This is a genomic window from Arsenophonus nasoniae DSM 15247 (genome assembly GCF_000429565.1).
GTDB lineage: Bacteria > Pseudomonadota > Gammaproteobacteria > Enterobacterales > Enterobacteriaceae > Arsenophonus > Arsenophonus nasoniae.
Map to the genome: position 1 here is coordinate 1 of NZ_AUCC01000141.1, position 4,700 is coordinate 4,700.

The following is a 4,700-nucleotide window of genomic DNA, read 5'->3' on the forward strand; positions in this document are numbered from 1 at the left end:
ATTTATCACGTTTTAATATGGTTGCACGTAATTTATCCCACTTTGTACCATAGCCCCGTTGATGACGGCTTTTGCCTTGCTGATAATTTTTCCAACCTTGGTGTTGATGTACTTCACAGTACCCACTGCGTTCAGTTGTTGTCTTGGCACAACCAGGTTTGCGACAGGCGCGAGGAATACGTGGCGGCATAGTCCTCCTTAAGCATTCACTTCTTCTGCTGACCAATAAATGTAATCTTTTAAATGTATATCAGGCGCATCAACTATCATCTCATCAGTTACAATGAAAGATGCCGTAACGCGTGGAATTTGATGCGGTTTACTCTCTACAACCGTCGATTCCAGATTAGAGATTATCTTTCCCTTAACGGTAAGCGCATAGCCTTTAAACACACCCCTAATAAACAGTTTTGATAATTTTATCGATTCTTTTTTTTCATCATTGATTTGTTTATCTCTCGCTTTTTTCGCGCCTTCTCGAGCACCGAAATTACAAGCCTCTTGTACTGCAATTCGCAAATTGGCTGGATAGGTTTTCTCTTCGCTAATTGACCCCATTTGTTTCATCAAATTAGCAATACGTTGCAAGCAATCTTCTAATTTAATGAGATCACTATCATCAGCCTTTATTTTTACTATAATTTCTGGGGCATTCTTTTCAGACATAATTAACCTGTTTCAAATTAATGGTAATATTTAACGGAATGATTATTTCCAGCTAAAGGGTGGCCAACCTGTTAAACCACCACATAACAAACCAAAAATAAACGTAATTATTGGATAAAGGAGCCACCAATATTCATGAACGATTTGATAAAAATCCTGCAACTTTACTCACCTCTGATTAGTTTATTAACATTTTTCCTAGGGTTATATATTGGTAACAAACACGCCATAGGTAGAGATAAAAGACAAGAGTTTAATGAACGTGCTGAACCCATAATTGAATATTTCGATTATATGCAGTCATGGTTTGAAAAACGGGGTTTTACTACTGCATTCCTCTTACCAGAATCCGCCATAACATGCTTAATGAGACGGTTATCTAAAAGACAACAGAAACGCTTCGAAGCGTTAATTTTTCAATATCAATCGACTTTTAATCAGCTCAAGCATGAAAAATCCAGAACGGATGAGGCATACAATTTATTATTAAAACAGGTGGCAGATATAAAACTATTTTTACGCTTAAAATAAATCAAAATTAGCCACTGCACTGTGTTTCGATGTATTGCTGTAGGTATTCCGTCTGCTTCTCATCTTCAATTATCATCTTTCTGAGACGGAAATAATCTTGTCGAGCTGCCTCACCAAGTTGTGGGGTGGCTCAATCATATTTTGAGGATTTAATAACTACTTTCTTCAATTCGCCTTATCGCCTGTTTGTCAAGATTACACTGCTCAATCACTGTCAGTAACTGCTCATTAAGTATCAGGCTATCACGCCATGTCATCATACCGGTGATTGCTGGGGGTGGATCAGTTTTACTTTAGCAAAGTGGATCAGAATTCAATTGGCATTGACACCTGCTACCACCACCAATCAAATCAAGGGGTATTTGGGATAATTCCTTCACTGACTTTTCAGCCTTTTTAAGCGTAAATAAATCATCTTGTCGTTTACGTAATCTTCGCCCCGCATCAGACGAATCTTCATCAGATGCTTTTCGGGCTGTAGCAACAATATTTTGTAATTGTTCAATAGTAAAAGCTAACCCTTTATTTTCTTCCAACTCCGTCATGTAGTCATAGACTTTAGCCTGTAACTCATAGCTGTAACTCATTGCCATCAAACAGGCTTCACGCTTAGGAAATCGGTAAATTTTTCGAGTTGCTTTCGCACCGTTTCCAGCGATGAAAATATCATCAGAGAAAAATTTCCCTGATGTTTCTCCCAAAACTTTGGGTACTTTCTTCAAAAAATCATTGTGCTGTAATTTGCGATATTTTTTACAAGGAAACGTTAATCCCTCTGCTTCCGCTTTTGATTTCCGATCAGCATTAATGTAGTCCACCATTTCCAGACTGGTCATTGTTGGTAATTCGGTTGCTAAAAAACTTTTATTTTTAGTTGTTACTGCTTTCATGATGCTTACCTTTCAAAAAAGAGACCTCAGCTCACACAGAACGTACAGACCCCGAACGCATCATGATTGACTGACGTTCCCTGAGGTCTATTTTGTGAATTGTCTCGGGTTTATTTGAATGCGCGGTGAGGGCGCGGGGACTATCCGGAATTTCCGGATAGTTAAGGACTTAATTCATTGACACTGTGTTTTAATGTACTGCTGTAGATATTCTGTTTGCTTTTCGTTCTCAACCATCATTTCTCTGAGATGGAAATAATCTTCTCGAGCTGCTTCGCTAAGTTGTGGGATGGCTTCATCATATCGGCTCTTGGCGGGGGTGGTTTTAGGTATTGGACACACGGCGTTGACACGCAACCGCTTAGTGCCAGCACGCACAGCATCATGCAGCTTATCCAGTTCAGCTTTGGCATTGTTTAATTTCTCAGTCTGTTGAATATCGAGCTGCTGTAAAGCATCAATTTTTCGCTGCTGCAACTTCAACGCTTCAAGTTGAGCGTGATATTGCTGTTTTAGCGTGTGGTATTGTGTTTTCAGATTTTTGTAGTCTGATAAAACAACGCTGAGATAAATCATCAATCCGACAATGATTATCAAGATAGGTATGACAGGTCGCCATAACATATTACGCTCTCTATTTCTCGACGGGTCATTAACCCTTTCCAGACTTCACCTTTTACGTAAATCCATCGTTTCATCTCATCACATGCGCCTTTTCGGTCATTGGCGTTGAGCTTTTTGAGTAACGTGGATTTGGCAAAATTCCCTACGCCCACGTTGTAGGCAAATGAGTAAAGGGCTGCCTGAGTCAGTGTATTGATATTGACCTTAACCAACGGGTCAACATAACGTTTAACCGCTTTCAAATCGTCATCAAGCCACTTGTCACATTCAGCTTTGGTGTACGTTCGATTACGCTCAATATCGTTGCCTGTATGACCATAGCAAACGGAAAATACACCGCCACCGTCAAAATAGGGTTTGAACCTTAACCCTTCGAAATGCGTTATCATGCTTGATGCTAGAAATAACGCGCTACCGCCCGTTGCCATCAATATTTTTTTCGGTATTTTCATACTGACGCTCTTTGAGTTTGTACTCCTTTTTGCGGTAGTACACGTTGATTAAAAATGTCCCTATCGTGCAGCCAATACCCATCACTGCAACCCACTGGTCAAGGGTTAAAAAATCAAAAATTGTTGTTATAACGCCACCGATGGAGGTCATGATGCCCCACAGATAGGCAGCGGGTGTTGAATATTTTTCTGACATGCGCATATACCCTACCTTTGAGGGTTCCATTGCCTTGAATTATTTGTTAAAAAAGAGGAGCGCATAAATAAGAGATGGCTAATTTATAATAGCTTCTGATATAAAATTATCTTTTACCAAGACTTTGTCTATGACTGCTTGTTGATAATTGACTTTACAATTTGTTTTAAAATTGGATGTAGCCTTTTTTACTCGGGTTAAATCTAAAACATTTTGAAGAATAGCATTAACACCATGTTCTGATTTAGTACAGCAGTTCATCTTATTCATCTCTGTGAACTGTTTTTCCAATTCACCTATTCTACTTTCTAATACTTCCATACGTTCGTCCATACTTTAACCTCATGTTTAACAATTAAACAGGAAGACAGCCGCCTTACCCGTTTTGATGATTGTTTGTGTGAGTATTGCGGTGGCTTATTTTTAAGGCTTATTCAGGTTTTTTTGCCGGTAACACCGCCCAGTAAGCGTAATCAGCGGGTTTAAAGGTGACATATTCACCGTTATCCCAGCCTTGGAAATAAAGAAATTTCCCGCCTTCTGCAAAAGCGCCTACCACTACATTGTAATAATCAAAACGATTAACGATGAGATATTGACGGGGGTATTCTTCAGTACCCGGTTTAACGCTAGAAGGATGTAATTCAAGGTTTAATGTTTTAGTCATAAGATTTCTCTTTGTTATTATTGTTATCAATTATCCCGTTCCTTGATATTGTTAATGACTCATCCCTAAAACAAAAAAAACACCTCAATGGGTGCTATTTTTGTGTATTCTGGATTTGTGAATATTGCGGTGGGGTAAAACAAAAAAACCACCATCAGGGCGGAGTTAAAAATTCGTAAGTCGATCTTTTCGTTGATCTTTTTTTTGCTCAAGAATAGAATAAGGACATATAGTGTATATTTTGAGTACTAAACACTATATATAGGAATCCCTGATAGCGATAACTATCAGGGACAGAAGATAAAACGACAAGGTTTTACATGTGATCACCCATTTAGTTTATTCCACTTGATGATCTGTGTAAAGCCCTGTTTATATACAGGACTAATTATTAATGAATTTCTTACACAAAAGAATGCAATTAAACACAGGTGACACTGTTGTTATAAATTGTACCCATCAATGCAACATACTTATGACAACAGACTCTGAATTTAATAATTATCGTAATGGAAGAACATTTCATCATCATGGCGGTGGCGGATTTTTTAAAAGACTACCTGCTCAACTTACTGTTCCGCATAATGGATATTGGAACATAACACTAGATCTTGGTGGAGGCTCAGCTACCCTCAGACATTCTATATCTGTCATTCCAGCACATTAACTCCGCT

10 protein-coding genes and 2 pseudogenes are annotated in these 4,700 nt (G+C 38.6%); 2 read left to right on the forward strand and 10 right to left on the reverse strand.

The features are described 5' to 3' along the window. Together G468_RS0116245 and G468_RS23520 are read right to left on the reverse strand one after the other, a co-directional pair. Positions 1–190, reverse strand: a pseudogene (locus G468_RS0116245) (HNH endonuclease); the annotation flags it as partial. Positions 191–198: 8 nt separating this feature from the next. Continuing rightward, positions 199–666 carry a hypothetical protein gene (locus G468_RS23520; RefSeq protein WP_051297167.1) on the reverse strand — a complete coding sequence of 156 codons (468 nt, stop codon included), beginning with the start codon at positions 664–666 and terminating at the stop codon, positions 199–201. 135 nt (positions 667–801) lie between these two features. Here G468_RS23520 and G468_RS0116255 point away from each other — a divergent pair, with 135 nt between their 5' ends. Beyond that, positions 802–1,197 carry a hypothetical protein gene (locus G468_RS0116255; RefSeq protein WP_026823945.1) on the forward strand — a complete coding sequence of 132 codons (396 nt, stop codon included), beginning with the start codon at positions 802–804 and terminating at the stop codon, positions 1,195–1,197. Positions 1,198–1,204: 7 nt separating this feature from the next. Here G468_RS0116255 and G468_RS23185 read toward each other — a convergent pair. The 8 genes and pseudogenes from G468_RS23185 to G468_RS21525 all read right to left on the reverse strand — a co-directional run. Then, positions 1,205–1,315, reverse strand: a pseudogene (locus tag G468_RS23185) (lysis system i-spanin subunit Rz); the annotation flags it as partial. A gap of 31 nt (positions 1,316–1,346) precedes the next feature. Next, positions 1,347–1,466 carry an Rz1-like lysis system protein LysC gene (locus tag G468_RS25500; protein WP_420885103.1) on the reverse strand — a complete coding sequence of 40 codons (120 nt, stop codon included), beginning with the start codon at positions 1,464–1,466 and terminating at the stop codon, positions 1,347–1,349. Positions 1,467–1,490: 24 nt separating this feature from the next. Beyond that, positions 1,491–2,087, reverse strand: coding sequence for a hypothetical protein (locus G468_RS21520; protein ID WP_051297168.1), 597 nt, complete (start codon positions 2,085–2,087; stop codon positions 1,491–1,493). A gap of 174 nt (positions 2,088–2,261) precedes the next feature. Further along, positions 2,262–2,711, reverse strand: coding sequence for a lysis protein (locus tag G468_RS0116265; protein WP_026823946.1), 450 nt, complete (start codon positions 2,709–2,711; stop codon positions 2,262–2,264). Next, positions 2,681–3,163: a lysozyme gene (locus G468_RS0116270; RefSeq protein WP_026823947.1), complete on the reverse strand. Its 483-nt coding sequence runs from the start codon at positions 3,161–3,163 to the stop codon at positions 2,681–2,683. Before G468_RS0116270 ends, G468_RS0116265 begins: the two co-directional genes overlap by 31 nt. After that, positions 3,123–3,365 (reverse strand): phage holin family protein, encoded by a 243-nt coding sequence (locus G468_RS0116275; RefSeq protein WP_026823948.1) that lies wholly within the window; start codon positions 3,363–3,365, stop codon positions 3,123–3,125. Before G468_RS0116275 ends, G468_RS0116270 begins: the two co-directional genes overlap by 41 nt. Positions 3,366–3,437: 72 nt before the next feature. After that, positions 3,438–3,692 carry a hypothetical protein gene (locus tag G468_RS0116280; RefSeq protein ID WP_026823949.1) on the reverse strand — a complete coding sequence of 85 codons (255 nt, stop codon included), beginning with the start codon at positions 3,690–3,692 and terminating at the stop codon, positions 3,438–3,440. A 97-nt stretch (positions 3,693–3,789) separates the two neighbouring features. After that, complete coding sequence (locus G468_RS21525) at positions 3,790–4,026, reverse strand: hypothetical protein (RefSeq protein ID WP_034250251.1); 237 nt, start codon at positions 4,024–4,026, stop codon at positions 3,790–3,792. A 394-nt stretch (positions 4,027–4,420) separates the two neighbouring features. Between G468_RS21525 and G468_RS0116290 the strand changes: the two genes are divergently transcribed. Beyond that, positions 4,421–4,693, forward strand: a complete 273-nt coding sequence (locus G468_RS0116290) for a DUF1883 domain-containing protein (RefSeq protein ID WP_026823950.1) — start codon at positions 4,421–4,423, stop codon at positions 4,691–4,693. Positions 4,694–4,700: the final 7 nt, after the last annotated feature.